This window comes from Caldimonas manganoxidans ATCC BAA-369 (assembly GCF_000381125.1).
Taxonomy (GTDB): Bacteria; Pseudomonadota; Gammaproteobacteria; order Burkholderiales; family Burkholderiaceae_C; genus Caldimonas; species Caldimonas manganoxidans.
The window spans coordinates 1-16,531 of sequence record NZ_KB905967.1; the positions used below are offsets into that span (position 1 = coordinate 1).

Sequence of the window (16,531 nt, forward strand, 5' to 3'; positions counted from 1 at the left end):
CTGGCCGCGCTGCTGGTGGGGGCCGCGATCAAACTCAAGCTCATGGGAGGTGGCCAATGATCGAGACTCTGCTCGGCGGCCTCCTGGGAGGAGCCTTCCGTCTTGCGCCGGAGATCCTCAAGTGGCTCGACCGCAAGGGCGAGCGCAGCCATGAACTCGCGATGCAGGACAAGGCGCTGGAGTTCGAGAAGCTGCGTGGCGCGCAGCGCATGGCCGAGATCGGTGCGGCAGCGGATGCGGCGTGGAATACCGGGGCCATCGAAGCGTTGCGCGAGGCGGTGGCGGCGCAGGGGCGGCCCTCGGGGGTGAAGTGGGCCGATGCACTCTCCAGCAGCGTGCGGCCCGTCATCACCTACTGGTTCATGGCCCTCTACTGCGCCGCCAAGACCGCCGCCTTTGTGGGCACCGTCGATGCAGGTGCCGAGTGGATCCCGGCGATCCAGGCGGCCTGGACCGAGGCCGACCAGGCGCTGTGGGCCGGTGTCCTGAACTTCTGGTTCCTGGGCCGAGTCTTCGACCGGGTGCGGCCGTGATCGCAGTACCCCAGGCGGCCATCGACCTGGCCAAACGCTTCGAGGGCTTTCATCGCGTGCCGAAGCACGACCCCGGCCGCGCGCACCCGTACCTGTGCCCGGCCGGCTACTGGACGATCGGCTACGGTCACCTCTGCGATCCGGATCATCCGCCGATCACAGAAGCCGAAGCGGAAGTCTATCTGGCCCGTGACCTGCAGACGGCGCTTGCCGCCACACTGCGCTACTGCCCGGTGCTGGCGACCGAGCCCGAGGGGCGGCTGGCTGCCATCGTCGACTTCACCTTCAACCTCGGCGCGGGGCGGCTGCAGACGTCGACGCTGCGGCGGCGGGTCAACCAGCGAGACTGGGCTGCCGCCGCAACGGAGCTACGCCGCTGGGTCTACGGCGGCGGAAAGGTGCTGCCTGGGTTGGTCGCTCGCCGTGAAGCAGAAGCGCGAATGCTGTCGGCCTGAATCACTTCAGGGCTTAGGCCCAGACTTCATCCAGATTCTTTGCCGCCAGCAGCTTTTCCCGCAGCGCGTAGCGGGACGACTGCATATTGACCTCGCTGTTCTCCGGCCGCGGGATCGGGACAATCGCAGTCGCTGGCCCTTTGAACTTGATCATGTACTTCCCGGTGTCGTTGTATGGCAGGATGGCCTCGATCTCGGCAATGTGGGTGATCGCAGCGACGGGGGCGACCTGATAGGCCGCGATGAACTTCAGCTTCGAGATGTGCTTCGCATTGATCCGAACGGCAAACCAGCAGTGCTCGTTCAGGAAGCGCTGCTTGAATCCTTCCTCGCGTGCGGGAACGACGATGGTGTCGAACTTGTCGTTCTCCGATCCAACGGGCTGCACCTGATCGCTCGGGTCTTCCTGCTTCGGCTGGGTGAAAGCGTTGATGCCAAGCATCGGCAGGATCAGCAACATGTCGGCCAGGAAGGCCTGCGCCGTTGCCCTGGCTGCTGGGGCCATCGTCGGAGCCGTCGGGTTGTTTTTGTTCAGAAGGATGGCCCGGTCATGCTTCTTGGCCAGCGCCACCAGCGCCGACTCCAGGTACTGCACCTCGGTCTTGCCGATCTTGTGGTTGCGGTCGAAGAAGTAGACGCCCCATACCCAGCCTTCCTTATTCGAGACGTGGTTCTTCAGCCGGTCACCGACGGGGTCGGCCTCGCCGATGTAGATGGTTTCCTCGGCGGCGTTGCCAACCAGGATGTAGATGCCAGCCTGCGAGAAACCCGGCTCCTGCTTTAGCTGATGGAACAGCTCCTTGGTGAAGACGACGCCGTAGCCCGACCAGTTCGACTTGTCGACGTGGCGAATACCCTCGGGGTCACCGGTGGTAGCAAACAGTGTGATGGAAAACGGCTGCATTTAGTTGCTCCCCAGCGCGGGCGACGTAGGCCGGGCCGTTCCATAAAACGCTAGCGGCCAACCGCACTTTCTACGGCGAATATCTCGATCACTCATTTCAAACCATTCCTCCACGTGAGACCGACCACCCCGACGACAACGCCTCTGCCTGTTGCAACACGGTTTGTACGGCAGCGTCTTGAAGGTCAGGCGGGTAACCGTACTTGCGCAGGATGCGCTTGACCAGCACGCGCATCCGGGCGCGCGCCGATTCACGGTGCGCCCAGTCCACCGACACGTTTTCGCGCAAGGACACCAGCAGCTCGTGGGCGATCACGCGCAGTTTGTCGTCCCCCATGACCTGCACGGCGCTTTCGTTCTCGGCCAGGGCGTCGTAGAAGGCAATCTCCTCGTCGGACAATCCAGACTCTTCGCCACGCTGTCGGGCCGCGCGGATGTCTTTGGCCAGCTGGATCAGCTCCTGCAGCACCTCGGCGGTGGTGATAGCGTTGGCGTGGTAGCGCGCAACGGCATCCTCCAGCCGTTGCGAAAACGCCCGCGTCTCGACGATATTGGCCTTGCTGCGCGAGCGAATGCCGTCATTGATCAGCTTCTTCAAGGCTTCCAGCGCCAGGTTCTTCCTCTCCATCTGCTCTACTTCGGCGAGGAACTCGTCCGAGAGGATGGAAATGTCCGGGCTCTTGATGCCCGCTGCAGCCAGAATATCCACAATCTCGGTGGAGACCACTGCACGGCTGACGATTTGCTGGATCGCCAACTCGCGCTCTTGCTGGGTCACGCCGGAGCCCGTGCCACTCTTGACCAGTGCGGCGCGGATCGCCTGGAAGAAACCGACTTCCTCCCGGATGTCGCGAGCCTCGTCGGAGGCGGATGCTAGGGCGAACGCCTTGGACAAAGCGAGCACCGCGTCCGAAAAGCGCCGGTGCGCGGCCTTCTTGCCTTCCGGGGTGGACTCCTCTCCCGCCCATTGCTGCTGCTTGTCCAAGATCCACTCGATGGCACTGGCCATCATCGCCAGCCGCTCCTGGGGCGAACCGTTGAGACCGGAGCGGTAGTCGAAGCCGTGGAACATGTCGCGCACGATCTCGACCTTCTCCAGCATCACCGCGATGGCTTCGGCTTCGTCGATGCCAGTGTTTTCGCGGTCGCGTGATGAATACTGCGCCAGTGCTGACTTGAGGTTTTGCGCGATGCCGATGTAATCCACGATCAGCCCCGCGGGCTTGTCGCGGAACACGCGGTTCACCCGCGCAATCGCTTGCATCAGTCCGTGTCCCTGCATCGGCTTGTCCACGTACATGGTGTGCATGCACGGCGCATCGAAGCCAGTCAGCCACATGTCGCGCACGATGACGAGCTTCAAGGGGTCTTTCGGATCGCGGGCGCGGCGGGCCAACAGATCGCGCCGCGCCTTGTTGCCGATATGCTTCTGCCACGCGGGCGGATCGGAGGCCGCCCCTGTCATCACGATCTTGACGGCCCCGGCGTTGTCATCGTCGCTGTGCCAGTCGGGGCGCAGTTTGACGATCTCGTCGTAGAGCTTCACGCAGATGCGCCGGCTCATGCAGACGATCATCGCCTTGCCGTCCAACGCGGCGACGCGAGCCTCGAAGTGCTGCACGATATCCTGGGCGATAAGTCGTAGGCGCTTGTCCGCGCCAACGAGCGCCTCCACAGTCGCCCACTTCTGCTTGGCACGCTCGCGGGCGGGTTCTTCCTCGTCTTCCAGAATCTCCTCGATCTCAGCGTCGATTTTTGGCTTTTCGTCCTCGTCGAGTTCAATGCGCGCCAGGCGCGACTCGTAGTAGATCGGCACCGTGGCGCCATCCTCCACCGCGCGGCTGATGTCGTAGATGTCGATGTAGTGGCCGAACACCGCCGGGGTATTGACGTCGTCCTTTTCGATCGGCGTGCCGGTGAAGCCGATGAACGAGGCGTTCGGCAGGGCATCGCGCATGTACTTGGCGAAGCCGTAGGAAATCTCGCCGGTCCTGGCATCCACCTTGGCCTTGAAACCGTACTGGCTGCGGTGCGCCTCGTCGGCGATGACCACGACATTGCGCCGCAGGGTGAGCGGCCCGTTGACCTCGCCAAACTTCTGCAGTGTGGTGAAGATCACCCCGCCCGATGCCCGATTGAGCAGTTCTTTCAAGTGCTCGCGCCCCTCGGCCTGCACCGGCGTCTGGCGGATCAGGTCGCGGCACATCGAGAAGGTGGCGAAGAGCTGATCGTCCAGGTCGTTGCGGTCGGTCAGCACGACCAGCGTCGGGTTTTCCAGCGCGGGATGCTTGACCAAGAGGCCCGCGTAGAAGGCCATCAGCAGGCTCTTGCCCGAACCCTGGGTGTGCCAGATCACACCGGCGCGCCGGTCGCCGGGGCGCTGGCTCTTGACCGAGGGCAGGCCGTAGTCGGCCGGGTCCTCCTTCGCGACATGGGCAGGCGGCATGGCACGCACGGTCTGCTCCACCGCCTTCTTCACCGCGTGGAACTGGTGATAGCCGGCGATGATCTTGACGAGGCTGGCTCCCGTCTCGCCGAACACCGTGAAGTCGCGCAGCAGGTCCAGCAGGCGCCGAGGCTCGAACACGCCGTCGATCAGCGTCTCCAGCTCCGGCGCTCCCTTTGGCGCCACCTCCCGACCGTCGGTGGTGCGCCACGGCATGAAGCGTTCGAGATCGGCCGAGAGCGAGCCCACCCGCGCCATGAGTCCATCGGACGCCACCAGCACCGCATTGGTGTGGAAGAGCTGCGGAATCTGCTGCTTGTAGGTCTGCAACTGGTTGAACGCGGCCGCCAGATGCGCGCCCGCACTGCCCGGCGCTTTCAGCTCGATCACCGCCAGCGGCAAGCCGTTCACGAACACCACGACATCGGGCCGCCGGTTGTTCTGGCCGTTGATCACCACGAACTGGCTCACTGCCAGCCAGTCGTTCTGCTCCGGATTTTCGAAGTCGATCAGCCGCACCTTGCCCGCCGTCAACGTGCCGTCTTCGGCGTAGTACTCGACATCCACGCCTTCTGTCAGCAGTTTGTGGAGGCGGCGGTTTTCTTCGAGGAGTGACGGCAGTTCGGACTGCGTCACCTTTCGGATGGCATCCTGGCGGGCCTCCAGTGGCAGGCCAGGGTTCAGGCGAAGAACGGCGTCCTCGAGCCGGTTCTTGAGGATCACTTCATCGTGACTCTCGCGCTCCGGACGGTGTCCATCGGGGCCGATGTCCTCCTCGCGTTCGATGCTGTAACCGAGCGCGCGCAGCTGATCCAGCATTGCGCTTTCGACTTCGGCCTCCGACAGAAACGCCATCAGGATTCTCCTTGTTCTTCGACGGAAGACGGGACCACCATCTTGATAAGCCCGTCGTAATGATCCTTGTCGACAGCCTCCATCAGCTCTAGCACCTCACGCAGAACGGGCTGCGTCTCAGCAAGGAGAGAAAGGTCGTGCTCAGGATCGGAAATCGCGCCTGCGTGCGAGTAGGTATTGAGCAGTCGCAGGATGCGGGTTTTCTTCGCGTTATCAAATGACACACGGTCGAGGCGCGGCTGCAAATCGCCGCTCATCTCGGGGAAGCGGAACGCCAAGAACGCCTCAAGCAAGCGACGGGCGACATTGGGCAATCCGTAGTGGTGTTCGAGTTCGACCACATCATTACGGTTGGCCTCCTGGTAGACGCGCTTGAACAGATACTGGTATTCCGACTCGTGTTCTTCTAGGAGAGGGTCAAGATACCCTAGCTCGCTGGTTCGTGATCCGTCGGCGTGCCGGCGAGCGCGAAGCAGAAAGAACCGGGCCGGCCTGTCTTCGATCTGCTTCTTGCGCTGTCCAGGCAGGTGATGGAACCAGTTCTTCACCAGCCTGAAGAACGAGAAGCTGTGCGTGAAGATGAAAAGCTGCCCGGCCTCCTTGGTGCGCTCCTTCATGTAACCGAAAGCCGAGAACAGCGCGTTGTCGTCGAGGCTCGACACTGGGTCGTCAATGACGACGATCCCGTTCTTGAGATCAAATGATTTATCCTGCAGCGACTTGAGGAAATACAGGAACGCTATCGCCGTACGCTCCCCCTCGCTCAAGTGCGCCACGTACTGGCCGTTGCGGGTCAAAGCGTAGCCGGTGCCCTTCGTTTCAAAGCGCAGTTCGTCGCGGCCAAGGTAGGCGCGTAACTCTGCGGTCAGCTCATCAGCGGCGCGGCGATGTTCGAGGATGTCACGCTCCAGTGCATCGATCTTCGTCTGTACCTCTGCGTGCTGTTTTTTGACGGTGTCCAGCGCAGCGGTTGCTGTCTTTACAGTGTCGGACAGTTGCGCAAACTCAGCCTGTGCCTCGGCAACGTACGAGGCCTCCAGCTTCTTGCAGGCTTCCTCCACCGATGCCTTGAACTGCTCGGAGATCTGGTTGTGCTTTTCAATGATCGCGTTGAAGGCGGCGACAGCGTCGGTGAGCGAAGATCGCGTTAAACCAGGAACGGGTGTCGCCGTGGTAGCAGGTGCGAATGGCTGATCGCGTTTCGCGGCCACACGTGCAATGAGCGCGTCAATCGCGGCTTGTGCCTCGGCGCATGCCGCTGAAACATTTTGACTCGATGTCGATGCGTCAGAAGCGAGCGCCTCGTAAAAGCGCGAAACATCAGGAAGCGGCAGCGATCCCAATGCCCGCTTCATCGACTCCAGCATCTTGAGAAGAGCGGACAGGTCTTGTTGGAACTTCGCAAAAGCATCGTTGAAATGGGCTTCGAGTGCAGCCCGACGCGCCCCCGCGAGCGGTTGCAGACAAAAGCGGCAAGTATCTGAGGCGTGCGCTCCCGAGTGCAGCACCAACCCCTCCTGCACCCATGCCGCAAGCCTGGAATTGCTGGTCAGCTCATCGAGCGTCTGTGCGACGACTGAACGGCTGACCAGTGCATCAACCTCGCGCGCCAATGCATCAAGGTCGATAGACGGCGCGACAACTTTGTCGATGCTGGGTTTGGGCTGGGCGTCCTTCTGGCTGCGAAGCCGCGCCTTTTCTTCGTCGGCCAGCATCGCGGCGGCTGCGCGCTGCACATCCAGTGCTTCGGCGGCACGCTTGAAATTGCGCTTGTCGTAATTGTTGTAGGACGGGCTGTTCGCAGTCGTGAGCAGCTCCTTGATGAGCTTGGCCTTCCCCACGCAGAAATCGTCGAGCGTCTTCTCGGCATTCCTTTTTGTGGTTTCTGCTCCCGACACTTTGGTGTTGATAGTGGCAAGCTCCTTCTTCAGCTCGTCGATCTGTGCTTGCTTTTCGACGCTGTCTTTGCCGAGAAAGTAGATGGGCGCGATGCCACCGTTCGTCTGCGACAGGGCGGCATCGACGAAATCGCGGTTGAAAACGCGCACCTGAGGAAGCGTCGCCGATGCGAACGACGAACCTTTTACCCTCGCGACACCGTCGAACTCCAATTCGACCTCACCCTCGATGAGTGCCATCTGCTTTTCGACCAGTGAGAGCAGCCAGGCCAGCGTCGTTTTCCCACTGCCGTTCCAGCCATAGACCAGATTGAACCGGGCGAAGGGATGCAGGTCATTGGGCCAGGCAAAGTCCCGAAAGACCCGGAGTTTGAGCTTGGCGATGCGCGTCAACTTCATGCCGGCGCTCCTTGTGGATCGGCGGATGCCACCGCAGAAGTCGCCACCCCGCGCGCCGCGTTCAACGCCTCCACGTAGGCGTCCCGATCCAATAGGTAAAGCAGACGGCTGACTTCGATGTTGATAGGTAGCTCATCTCCGCCTGGCAGTAGGAAACGCAAGGTCGGCGCGTCACCGTCTTCTGCGTCCACCGCCAGCCCCACATGCGCGTCGATCAGCGCGTTGTCTGCTGCGAACCGCTCCCACGGCTCGCGGGAGCTGATCGGATCGAGCTGCGCATCCAGATAGGCCTTGTGCAGAAAGGCCACGATGGCGTCGGCTGCCAGAACCGCCGTGCGGCGGTGGTGCGCTGCCAGTCGTTCCAAATACGGGTCCTTGCCATGGCTGGCGGGGCCCGCCTTGTTGCGCAGTTCGTTGAGGGCGTCCGCCAGTTTGTGATGACTGGACACCAACTTCTTGAATTTCTCGTCGCGCACATCGCCCAGTTTGAGCGCGCGCACGGCAGCACTCAGCCAATCCGACAGCGAGGGCGTCTCCTGCGTAGGCCTGAGCGGGGCCTGCTGGGTGTGGAAACTTTCCACCACCACGCGACAGACGGCCTCAACAACGGATTTGGCGCAGTCGATGCACGCGTCATTGTCCTGCTCCAGGGTGCGTTCCAGGGCCTCGAAGGTCTGCTGCAGCATCGGGGCGTCGCGCCAATGCGCGCAGGCCTCGCGGATGCCGGGGCACCAATCCAGGCTCATACCGCCCCTCCGACGATGCGCTCGGCATCCGGCACGCGCAGCTCGCCGGAGATCAGCTTGGGCAGCAGAGTGTCGCGCAGTTGGGCGAGAGTGCGGGATTCGTGAACGCCCGCGATGATGTGGGCAACAAACGGCTGTAACCTCTCCGTGAATGCACGGGTGACAGCCTGCGGTGGCAGTGCAACTGCGTAGCGTGCCATCTCTGCCCAACTGGTTCTCGGCATCTTCGTCCCGGTCGAGCCAGCGTTCGTGTACTCGACAAATTCAACGCTCGATACATGGCCGAGCACGAAACCAAACCAACCAGAAGACTTTGGAGCGACTACGACAATATCCGTTGAGCACACGCCATCGACCGGTGCAACACCGACTTTGTGAAAGTATGGCCGAAGTTTTCCAAAGAGAATTTCGCCTCTTCTGAATTCGAACTTGTTGCTTTCGAGACCGGCAGCGATGCCCCAATCGGAAAGTGTGATACACCGCTTCGGCATGTGCTCAAGCGCGATGTATGGCGTATCCGGTTGGATGCTGTTTGGTTGAATGCCCCGGCGTGGATTATCCGCAACATCGCCAAGCGCTCCCACCCCCCACCCCTCAGGAATCTCCCCCAATTCCGATTCGACGAGGCGGTCGGGAAAGAGGTCGTAGAGGTGCGCGGGCAGGCCGGGCAGCGATTGGCCGCGCCGCCAGCGGCCTTCCATCTTGGCGCGCACGGGCTCGAAGTCCACGAACCATGCCTTGAACAGCGCCCGCGCCATCGCCTCCAGCGTCTCGCTCATGCGCCGGTTCAGCTCGATCTTGTCGTCCAGCGTGCCGAGGATATGGGCGATGGCGCGTTGTTCGTGGAGGGCAGATGGGAGTCGTAGGCGGATCTGCTTGAGTGCCGAACCAGACAGTTCCTTGAAGGTGCTGCCAGTCGCATGTCGTTCGAGTTCAGCGACGTTTGCGAACAACCAGTAATAAATGAATTCGTGGTCATAGCCGGGCTTTACGACGAGGCTGCGAAATCCCTGATTAGTTGCAAGTGGATTTTTCGCTATGGCGAGATAACCGATCGGAGCACGGCTGGACAGCAGCACGCTGTTCGCGGGAAGGATTTGGGCGGAACAACTCTCCAGACCCATGCGAGAAAGATTCCTCTCACCACGCGTGATGTAGCGGGGGTGGGGGCCTGCAAGATCTTTCGGCGTTAGCCACGGTATATCGCCGTCGAAATTCGCCGGGTCCCGCGTCGAAGGCGTACTTCCGCCGACCACAGTCGCGATATCGCCGATTGCCTTCACTATCCACTCACCCGCCATAGCCAAGCTCCTTCAGGTTGGCCTCGATCGCCGCATCCAGCCGCGCCGCCTCCAGACGTTGTTCGCGCCACTGGGCCGCCAACCGAGCCATTTTTTCCTCGAACGGTTCGCCGTCGTCCTCTTGCTGTGCCGCGCCCACATAGCGGCCCGGTGTCAGTACGTGGCCGTGTTTGCGGATCTCTTCGAGCGTGGCGGATTTGCAGAAGCCGGATACGTCCTGGTATTCGCCCGCATCGGGTTCACCGCGCCAGGCGTGGTAGGTGTCGGCAATCTTCTTGATTTCGGCGTCCGTGAGTTCGCGCCGGGTGCGGTCCACCAGCACGCCCATCTGGCGCGCGTCGATGAACAGCACCTGCCCGCGCCGGTCGCGCAGGCCCCTGCCCGGGTTCTTGTTGCGGGCCAGGAACCACAGGCAGGCGGGGATCTGCGTGGAGTAGAAGAGCTGCCCCGGCAGCGCCACCATGCAGTCCACCACGTCGGCCTCGAGCATCGCCTTGCGGATGTCGCCCTCGCCGGACTGGTTCGAGCTCATCGAGCCGTTGGCCAGCACTACGCCCGCCGTGCCGTTGGGTGCGAGGTGGTGATGGATGTGCTGCAGCCAGGCGTAGTTGGCATTGCCCACGGGCGGCACGCCGAAGCTCCAGCGCACGTCTTCGCGCAGGCGCTCACCGCCCCAGTCGGAGATGTTGAACGGCGGGTTGGCGAGGATGTAGTCGGCCTTGAGGTCGCGCAGTTCGTCCTTGTGGAAGCTGCCTTCGTTGTTCCAACGGATGTCGGCGTCGATGCCGCGCACCGCCAGGTTCATCTTGCACAGGCGCCAGGTGGTGTAGTTGCTCTCCTGGCCGTAGATGGCGATGTCGCCGATGCGCCCGCCGTGCTCCTGCACGAATTTCTCACTCTGCACGAACATGCCGCCCGAGCCGCAGCAAGGGTCGTAGACGCGGCCGGAATACGGCTCCAGCATCTCTACCAGCACGCGCACCACGGAGCGTGGCGTGTAGAACTCGCCGCCGCGCTTGCCTTCGGCACCGGCGAACTGGCCCAGGAAATACTCGTACACGCGGCCGAGGATGTCGCGGGATTTGTCGCCCGCCTCGCCCAGCGCAATCCCGGAAATCAGGTCGATCAGCTCGCCCAGCATCACCTTGTTGAGCGCGGGCCTGGCGTAGTCCTTGGGCAGCACGCCCTTGAGCGACTCGTTGTCTTTCTCGATGGCGCGCATCGCGTCATCGATCAGGGTGCCGATCTCGGGCCGCTTGGCGTTGGCCTGCAGGTGCGACCAGCGCGCTTCCTTCGGCACCCAGAAGACGTTGTCCGCGAGGTACTCGTCCTTGTCTTCGGCAGCCTGGGCGTCTTCCGCCAACAACGCCCTGTGCTTGGTCTCGAAGGCGTCCGAGATGTACTTCAAAAAGATCAAGCCCAGCGCGACGTGCTTGTAGTCGGAAGGCTCCATGTTGCCGCGCAGCTTGTCGGCAGCTTTGAAGAGATCGGCTTCGAAGCCGAGGTGAGCCCCGTTGCCATTCTTGGCGGTGTCAATCTTTGCCATCGTGTTCTTGTCCTTTGCGTGATGTCTTGGCTGGCGGGGGCTGGTAGCCCGGCGCGAGCTTGGCGTTTTCGACGCCGTACAGCGCCAGCGGATCGGCCAGCCACAGGCGGTACTGTTCTTCGGTGAGGCGATGGTCGGGCGAGCAGTCCACGCTCCAGCGCAGCAGCATGTAGCCGGCGACCGCCGCGCGCACGCGCACCCGCAGCAAGCCGCCCTGCATCCCGTAATCCCGCTCGATGATCTCGGGACGTTGCAGGCGCGGGTGCGGCACGAGCTCCAGTTCGACGATGCGCGTCCACTGGATGTCGTGATCGGGCCGCTCAAAGGCCTGGGCTGCTTCATCCAGCAAAGTCGGCGCTTCGATGCGCGTGAGGACGAAGTCCCGGAACTCGCCACGCAGACGATCAAAGGCCCGCACGTGCCAGCGCAGGCCGGTGTCCACCAGCGCGAAGGGAACGATGATCCTCTCGGTCTCACCGCTCGTCATTGAGTGGTAGCGAATGGCGAGGGGCCGCTTGGCGTGGATCGCCCGGCAGACCGGGGCCAACACCTCCATCCTGGGGTTGGAGAGAACAGCGGGCGACTCGCACGGCAGCAGCGGTTGCAAGGACCGGGCCGGGCTATTCACGCCTTCGCCAAACCCATGGGCCAGCGCCGACAGCACGCGCTGCGGGGCGTGCTCGAACAGGGGGGAAAACGCCTGTCCGATACGGTAGACCTTGTGGCTGCCGTCAAAAAGGATGTTCTGCGGCGCGATTTCCCGGTACAGCGCCAAGTCACGCGTGGCCCCGGCCGGCGCCACCCCGAAGCGCTCGATGAGGTCGGGACGGCCGATCTCACCGAAAAAGTAGAGCCGGAAGTCGATGTAGGCCAGCCGCTCGCGCTGGGCGTGGCTCAAGGTCTCGACGCGCTGAGGTTGGGTCACCGAAGGTTCCTCATCCAAGACGGACGACCGAAAGGCTGCGATTGGTTTTATGTTTGTCCATTGCTAGGCGACTCACATCATCAAACTGATGACATTATGCGCCACAATCTGGACGGCAACAACACGGAGATGGCCGAGCCTTGGGAGGCGAGTTCGATTCCGTGCTTGGAGGTTGAACCAGCGTCCTCGAAAGACGGTTGGGCGCGACATGCGTGCCCCAAATGACAACGATCCGTGTAGAATCGCCGCCCAAGCATGCTTATGGGGACTCATTGCAGCCGTGATAGGCCGCGTGGCGTCGCCCCAGCACCACCATACACAAGGGCCCGGAAAGTCTCCGGGCCCTTTCCTTTTGACGCCGGCCCCGCGCCACGCGGGATTCCGGCCATCCGCCCTGCGGGTGGGGGCCAGCCAAAACACCCAAAATCGGCCATTGTCTCGGCCAGAGCCGTCTCTGTTCTCCGGCTGGCTTGCGGGTAGCCGCAGCGCCTGATTCATCAAAATCAATGACTTACGCGCGGCGGTTCATCGTCAACCAGGGCGGCGATCGCCCCAGCGAACTGGACCGCGTGCGTCGGTTGTACTAACATGGCGTCCATTGATCGAACAAGAAAGGCGCCGCCATGACCGCCATCGCATCCTCGCCTGCTGCCCGTACTGCCCGCCTGGGGCTGCGCGCCACGCCCGAACAGGAGGCCGTGCTGCGCCGTGCCGCCGAGGTGGCCCACAAGTCGCTGACCGACTTCATCCTCGACAGCGCCTGCCTGGCCGCCGAGCAGACCCTGCTGGACCAACGATTGTTCATGGTCTCGGGCAGCCAGTACCAGGCCCTGATGGAGTTGCTCGAGCGCTCCGAGCAGGCCAACGACGGCTTGGCCGACCTGTTCGCCCGCAAGGCCCCTTGGGACGCCAAGTGACGCTGCGGGCACCGGCGCCTCTGGCCGCACAGCATCGGCTGGAAGGCTTCGACTGCGGCAAGCCTGCGCTGAACGATTGGCTGCTGCGCCACGCCCGCCAGGCGCAGGGCAGTGGCTCGGCCAAGACCTTCGTCGTGGCCGCCGATGGTGACGACCGCGTCGCAGGCTACTTCAGCCTGACCGTAGGCCAGGTCGACACGCTGGAAGCGCCGGAGCGTATCCGCAAGGGCATGGGACAGTACCCGGTGCCGGTGGTGATCTTGGCCCGGCTCGCCGTGTCACGCGAGCACCAGGGCCGCGGGATCGGCATCGGGATGCTTCAGGATGCGATCCGCCGCACGCTGGTGATCGCCGAGCAGGCCGGTGTGCGGGCCATGCTGACCCATCCGATTGATGAAGACGCGACCAGGTTCTACACCCGATTTGGGTTCATCGCCTCGCCGCTGCGCGAGCAGCAGTTGCTACTGCTCTTGAAGGACGCCCGTCGCTGGGTTCGTTGAGTCACACCCTCACGCATCGAACCTCGCGAGCACCTCCCGCTGCGCCACCCAGTCGGTCGGCAGCGGGTTCCGCTGGAACCACAGCAGGCTCATGCAGCGCGGCTGCTTGCCTGCCAGGATGGCCTGGATGATGGCGGGCTGCAGTAGCGTCAGACGCAGCAGTTCGTTGACCGTCGAATGATGCAGGCCTTCACGTCGGGCGATCTCGCTGCCGCTGGCAACCACCCCGTCGTCGAGCAGTTGCTGCCAGTAGAAGGCCCGCGTCAGTGCCACCAGCAAGGGTTGGTCGATCTGGCTGGCGACCTTGCCCGGCGACTCGACCTGGCCATCCGGGCGCAGCACCACCTTGCTGGCGCCGCGCTTCCTGATCTTCAGCGGGATGAAGGTGGACAGCTTGACCTGGCCGCCGTCCCGGTGCTCGCGCGCAACGGGTCCGCCCAAAGCCTGCACTTTGGGCTTCATACGGTTTCCTCCATCTCCTGCAGTTCCGCGCCGATGGTGCCGGGCAGCAGTTCCCCGGCCAGTTCCTGCCAGCCCTGATCGCGCCAGATGATTTCCAGCCCACCGTCGGCAATCACCACGCGCTCGATCAGCAACTGCGCCAGTCGACACTGTTCGGCGGGGAACAGCTGTTGCCACAGGCCCGCCAGATTTCGCATCGGAAGCACGACCTCAGGCTCCGACAGGTCTGGGCGGGCTGTCCGAATCCGATCCCACACCGATTGCACGATGTGCGGGGCCGAGAGCGCCGCCACGATTTGCTGCGTCACCAATTCCTCGATGGGTGCCGCTGGCAACGGTCCGTGGCTGCTGGCCCACGCGCCAAAGCGCCGGTGTCTGATCGGCGTGTAGTAGCGGTAGGTCTTGCCCTTCTTCCTGGTGTAGCTGGGCACCAGCCGTTCACCATCGGGCGTAAACAGCAGGCCACGCAACAACGCTGGCTCACGCTGGCGGTCGTTGGTCTCGCGCCGCCGTTCGATGCCATCGGTGGCGATCAGTGCGTGCACGGCATCCCACTGCGCCTGCGTCACGATGGCCTGATGCTGGCCAGGGAAACTCTGCCCCTTGTGGACGATCTCGCCCAGGTACATCCGGTTGTTCAGCATCTTGTAGATCGTCTGCTTGGTGAAGGGCTTGCCCCCCTTGGTGACCACGCCTTCTGCACCGTAGGCCTTGGCCATCAGGGTGGCCGAGCGCACGGTCACAAAGTCATCGAAGATGCGGCGTACCAGCTTGGCCTCTACCTCATTGATCACCAGCAGACGATCCCGCACGTCATACCCAAGCGGCAGCGGCCCGCCCATCCACATCCCCTTGGCTTTGCTGGCGGCGATCTTGTCGCGGATGCGCTCACCGGTGACCTCGCGTTCGAACTGCGCGAAAGACAGCAAAACGTTGAGCATCAGCCGGCCCATCGACGTGGCCGAGTTGATCTGCTGCGTGACGGCGCTGAAGCTGACTCGGTGGCGGTCGAACACATCGACCATCCGCGCGAAATCGGCCAACGAGCGCGACAGGCGGTCGATCTTGTAGACCACCACGATGTCGATCTTGCCGGCCTCGATGTCGGCCATCAGGCGGCGCAGGGCGGGCCGGTCCATGTTGCCGCCGGAGTAGCCGGGATCATCGTAGTCGTCGGCCACGGCGATCCAGCCCTCGTGGCTCTGGCTCTTGATGAAAGCGTGCCCGGCTTCTTTCTGGGCGTCGATGGAGTTGAACGACTGGTCCAAGCGCTCGTCGCTGGAGACGCGGCAGTACACCGCGCAGCGCTTCGGCGGCGCCAGCAGCGGCGCACTCATTGATCATCCCCCTTACGATCACGCAAACCGAAGAACTTCGGTCCGTTCCAGCGCGTGCCGGTGATGTGGCGTGCTGCCGCCGACAGGCTCTTGAACACCTGGCCATCCAGGGCATACAGACCATCGGGCGTGATCGTCACGCGGTACTCGCGCTCATCCCATTCCCTGATCAGCGTGGTGCCGGGCATGAGCAGTGTCTGGGCGCTGCGTCCGGCAGCCGACTTGATCTTGGAATGCTTGGCTCCGGCCTCGACCAGCATCTTGCGGATGTTGGTCGGCAGCGCGCCGTATGCCTTCTCCTGGATGCGGTAGGCCAGACGCGACTCCACGTATTGGCGATTGGGATGACTGGGCCGCCGGGGAAAGTACTGATCCCACAGCGCCCAGAGGTCGGACATTGGCAGGGAGGGCAGTGCCGCCAACTGCGCCGAGATGCTGCCGTTGGGGGAGCCAGTCATTTCGAACTTCTCCTGTGGTTGAGACAGGTCCATGAACGCGCTGTGGCGACCAGAAGCCAAGTCAAACCGCGCTCTGTTCGGGGGCGTCGGCTTGCCCTGTCGCAACATCGACACGCTCTCCCAGCAGCGTCTGCGGCCGGCCGGTGCGCCGGTCCTTGATGCCCAGGATGTAGATCTCTCCGTTCCAAACGCCGCAGGCCACGTCAGTATCTTCAGCATCGGCAGGCAGCAGCCACCCGGTGATGCCATCAGGCAAATCGAGCAAGTCCTCCGGGCGTTGGATGGGCCAGCGCATCGCCGCCTGGAATCGGTCGGCAAACCGCAAGACCTGCGGCGGGACGTCTGGGAAGTTCTGCTGGCTGAGGATGGGAATCCAGACCAGCGGCTGGCCGCTGGCAAACCACTGCTGCACGCGCTGGTGGACTTCCGGGTCGTAGTGCTGCAGTCGTTCAACAGGCAACTGGCTGGCGCGGTTGCGGGCTTGGGGTTCTATCGTGTGGTTCATCAAAGACTCCTTGAGTGGTAACCCGGCGCATCGCCAGGTGGTAACCGGGGTGGTAACTGGTAACCCCGTTTCGGGGTCTGTCGGTAGCGGGGTAGCGCGGCTGCGCCCCCCGTATCGGTTCTTGTGAGGGAAGGACCCATTTCACCGGCGGCGACGCCAACGCGACGGGCGCTGGAAATGGCGCTGCCACCAATGCCAGAGGCGGCGTTCAATACGCGCGGCTGCACACAACCAACGCCACCACCACGGCAGCTTGATCCGGGCGCAGCGTGGTCTGCGCACGATACTTGTCGCCCCCTTGCCGGGTACGGTGAATGGGGACTCGCCCCATGCGGTTTGCGGCA

Annotated in this window: 15 protein-coding genes; 4 read left to right on the forward strand and 11 right to left on the reverse strand. The window is 63.1% G+C overall.

What is annotated here, in order from left to right:
• Positions 1-56: 56 nt before the first annotated feature.
• Both F615_RS0115170 and F615_RS0115175 read left to right on the forward strand, forming a co-directional pair.
• Positions 57-533, forward strand: coding sequence for a hypothetical protein (locus F615_RS0115170; RefSeq protein ID WP_019561361.1), 477 nt, complete (start codon positions 57-59; stop codon positions 531-533).
• Entirely contained in the window at positions 530-988 is a 459-nt protein-coding gene (locus F615_RS0115175) for a lysozyme (RefSeq protein WP_026330368.1), read from the forward strand. The genes F615_RS0115170 and F615_RS0115175 overlap by 4 nt, the downstream gene beginning before the upstream one ends.
• 13 nt (positions 989-1,001) lie before the next feature.
• Here the strand turns inward: F615_RS0115175 and F615_RS0115180 are convergent, their stop codons facing one another.
• The 7 genes from F615_RS0115180 to F615_RS0115210 all read right to left on the reverse strand — a co-directional run bounded on the left by F615_RS0115180 (position 1,002) and on the right by F615_RS0115210 (position 12,008).
• Positions 1,002-1,892, reverse strand: a complete 891-nt coding sequence (locus tag F615_RS0115180; protein WP_026330369.1) for a GIY-YIG nuclease family protein — start codon at positions 1,890-1,892, stop codon at positions 1,002-1,004.
• Between the two features lie 97 nt (positions 1,893-1,989).
• Positions 1,990-5,193, reverse strand: coding sequence for a type I restriction endonuclease subunit R (locus F615_RS0115185; protein ID WP_019562028.1), 3,204 nt, complete (start codon positions 5,191-5,193; stop codon positions 1,990-1,992).
• Positions 5,193-7,490, reverse strand: a complete 2,298-nt coding sequence (locus F615_RS0115190) for an ATP-binding protein (protein WP_019562029.1) — start codon at positions 7,488-7,490, stop codon at positions 5,193-5,195. Before F615_RS0115190 ends, F615_RS0115185 begins: the two co-directional genes overlap by 1 nt.
• Complete coding sequence (locus F615_RS0115195; protein WP_019562030.1) at positions 7,487-8,236, reverse strand: abortive infection family protein; 750 nt, start codon at positions 8,234-8,236, stop codon at positions 7,487-7,489. The genes F615_RS0115190 and F615_RS0115195 overlap by 4 nt, the downstream gene beginning before the upstream one ends.
• Positions 8,233-9,537, reverse strand: a complete 1,305-nt coding sequence (locus F615_RS0115200; RefSeq protein WP_019562031.1) for a restriction endonuclease subunit S — start codon at positions 9,535-9,537, stop codon at positions 8,233-8,235. Before F615_RS0115200 ends, F615_RS0115195 begins: the two co-directional genes overlap by 4 nt.
• On the reverse strand, positions 9,527-11,083 hold the full coding sequence (locus F615_RS0115205; protein WP_019562032.1) for a class I SAM-dependent DNA methyltransferase: 1,557 nt from the start codon (positions 11,081-11,083) through the stop codon (positions 9,527-9,529). The genes F615_RS0115200 and F615_RS0115205 overlap by 11 nt, the downstream gene beginning before the upstream one ends.
• On the reverse strand, positions 11,070-12,008 hold the full coding sequence (locus F615_RS0115210) for a helix-turn-helix transcriptional regulator (RefSeq protein ID WP_019562033.1): 939 nt from the start codon (positions 12,006-12,008) through the stop codon (positions 11,070-11,072). Before F615_RS0115210 ends, F615_RS0115205 begins: the two co-directional genes overlap by 14 nt.
• A gap of 623 nt (positions 12,009-12,631) precedes the next feature.
• Between F615_RS0115210 and F615_RS0115220 the strand changes: the two genes are divergently transcribed.
• Positions 12,632-12,925, forward strand: coding sequence for a type II toxin-antitoxin system TacA family antitoxin (locus F615_RS0115220; RefSeq protein WP_019562034.1), 294 nt, complete (start codon positions 12,632-12,634; stop codon positions 12,923-12,925).
• On the forward strand, positions 12,910-13,425 hold the full coding sequence (locus F615_RS0115225; RefSeq protein ID WP_245558375.1) for a GNAT family N-acetyltransferase: 516 nt from the start codon (positions 12,910-12,912) through the stop codon (positions 13,423-13,425). The genes F615_RS0115220 and F615_RS0115225 overlap by 16 nt, the downstream gene beginning before the upstream one ends.
• Before the next feature lie 9 nt (positions 13,426-13,434).
• On the opposite strand, the gene F615_RS0115230 is transcribed toward F615_RS0115225, so the two are convergent.
• From F615_RS0115230 to F615_RS0115245, 4 genes are all read right to left on the reverse strand, one after another.
• A complete protein-coding gene (locus F615_RS0115230; RefSeq protein WP_019562036.1) occupies positions 13,435-13,887 on the reverse strand; it encodes a hypothetical protein in 453 nt (150 codons plus the stop codon).
• Positions 13,884-15,224 carry a recombinase family protein gene (locus tag F615_RS0115235; RefSeq protein WP_019562037.1) on the reverse strand — a complete coding sequence of 447 codons (1,341 nt, stop codon included), beginning with the start codon at positions 15,222-15,224 and terminating at the stop codon, positions 13,884-13,886. Before F615_RS0115235 ends, F615_RS0115230 begins: the two co-directional genes overlap by 4 nt.
• Positions 15,221-15,682, reverse strand: a complete 462-nt coding sequence (locus tag F615_RS0115240) for a DUF2924 domain-containing protein (RefSeq protein ID WP_019562038.1) — start codon at positions 15,680-15,682, stop codon at positions 15,221-15,223. The genes F615_RS0115235 and F615_RS0115240 overlap by 4 nt, the downstream gene beginning before the upstream one ends.
• A 61-nt stretch (positions 15,683-15,743) precedes the next feature.
• Positions 15,744-16,187, reverse strand: coding sequence for a hypothetical protein (locus F615_RS0115245; protein ID WP_019562039.1), 444 nt, complete (start codon positions 16,185-16,187; stop codon positions 15,744-15,746).
• Between the last annotated feature and the right edge of the window lie 344 nt (positions 16,188-16,531).

Excerpts from the sequence above, each read along its gene's own strand:
- F615_RS0115170 (WP_019561361.1), top strand. The coding sequence starts at position 57 with ATGATCGAGACTCTGCTCGGCGGCCTCCTGGGAGGAGCCTTCCGTCTT.
- F615_RS0115180 (WP_026330369.1), bottom strand. The coding sequence starts at position 1,892 with ATGCAGCCGTTTTCCATCACACTGTTTGCTACCACCGGTGACCCCGAG.
- F615_RS0115185 (WP_019562028.1), bottom strand. The coding sequence starts at position 5,193 with ATGGCGTTTCTGTCGGAGGCCGAAGTCGAAAGCGCAATGCTGGATCAG.
- F615_RS0115190 (WP_019562029.1), bottom strand. The coding sequence starts at position 7,490 with ATGAAGTTGACGCGCATCGCCAAGCTCAAACTCCGGGTCTTTCGGGAC.
- F615_RS0115195 (WP_019562030.1), bottom strand. The coding sequence starts at position 8,236 with ATGAGCCTGGATTGGTGCCCCGGCATCCGCGAGGCCTGCGCGCATTGG.
- F615_RS0115200 (WP_019562031.1), bottom strand. The coding sequence starts at position 9,537 with ATGGCGGGTGAGTGGATAGTGAAGGCAATCGGCGATATCGCGACTGTG.
- F615_RS0115205 (WP_019562032.1), bottom strand. The coding sequence starts at position 11,083 with ATGGCAAAGATTGACACCGCCAAGAATGGCAACGGGGCTCACCTCGGC.
- F615_RS0115220 (WP_019562034.1), top strand. The coding sequence starts at position 12,632 with ATGACCGCCATCGCATCCTCGCCTGCTGCCCGTACTGCCCGCCTGGGG.
- F615_RS0115230 (WP_019562036.1), bottom strand. The coding sequence starts at position 13,887 with ATGAAGCCCAAAGTGCAGGCTTTGGGCGGACCCGTTGCGCGCGAGCAC.
- F615_RS0115235 (WP_019562037.1), bottom strand. The coding sequence starts at position 15,224 with ATGAGTGCGCCGCTGCTGGCGCCGCCGAAGCGCTGCGCGGTGTACTGC.
- F615_RS0115240 (WP_019562038.1), bottom strand. The coding sequence starts at position 15,682 with ATGACTGGCTCCCCCAACGGCAGCATCTCGGCGCAGTTGGCGGCACTG.
- F615_RS0115245 (WP_019562039.1), bottom strand. The coding sequence starts at position 16,187 with ATGAACCACACGATAGAACCCCAAGCCCGCAACCGCGCCAGCCAGTTG.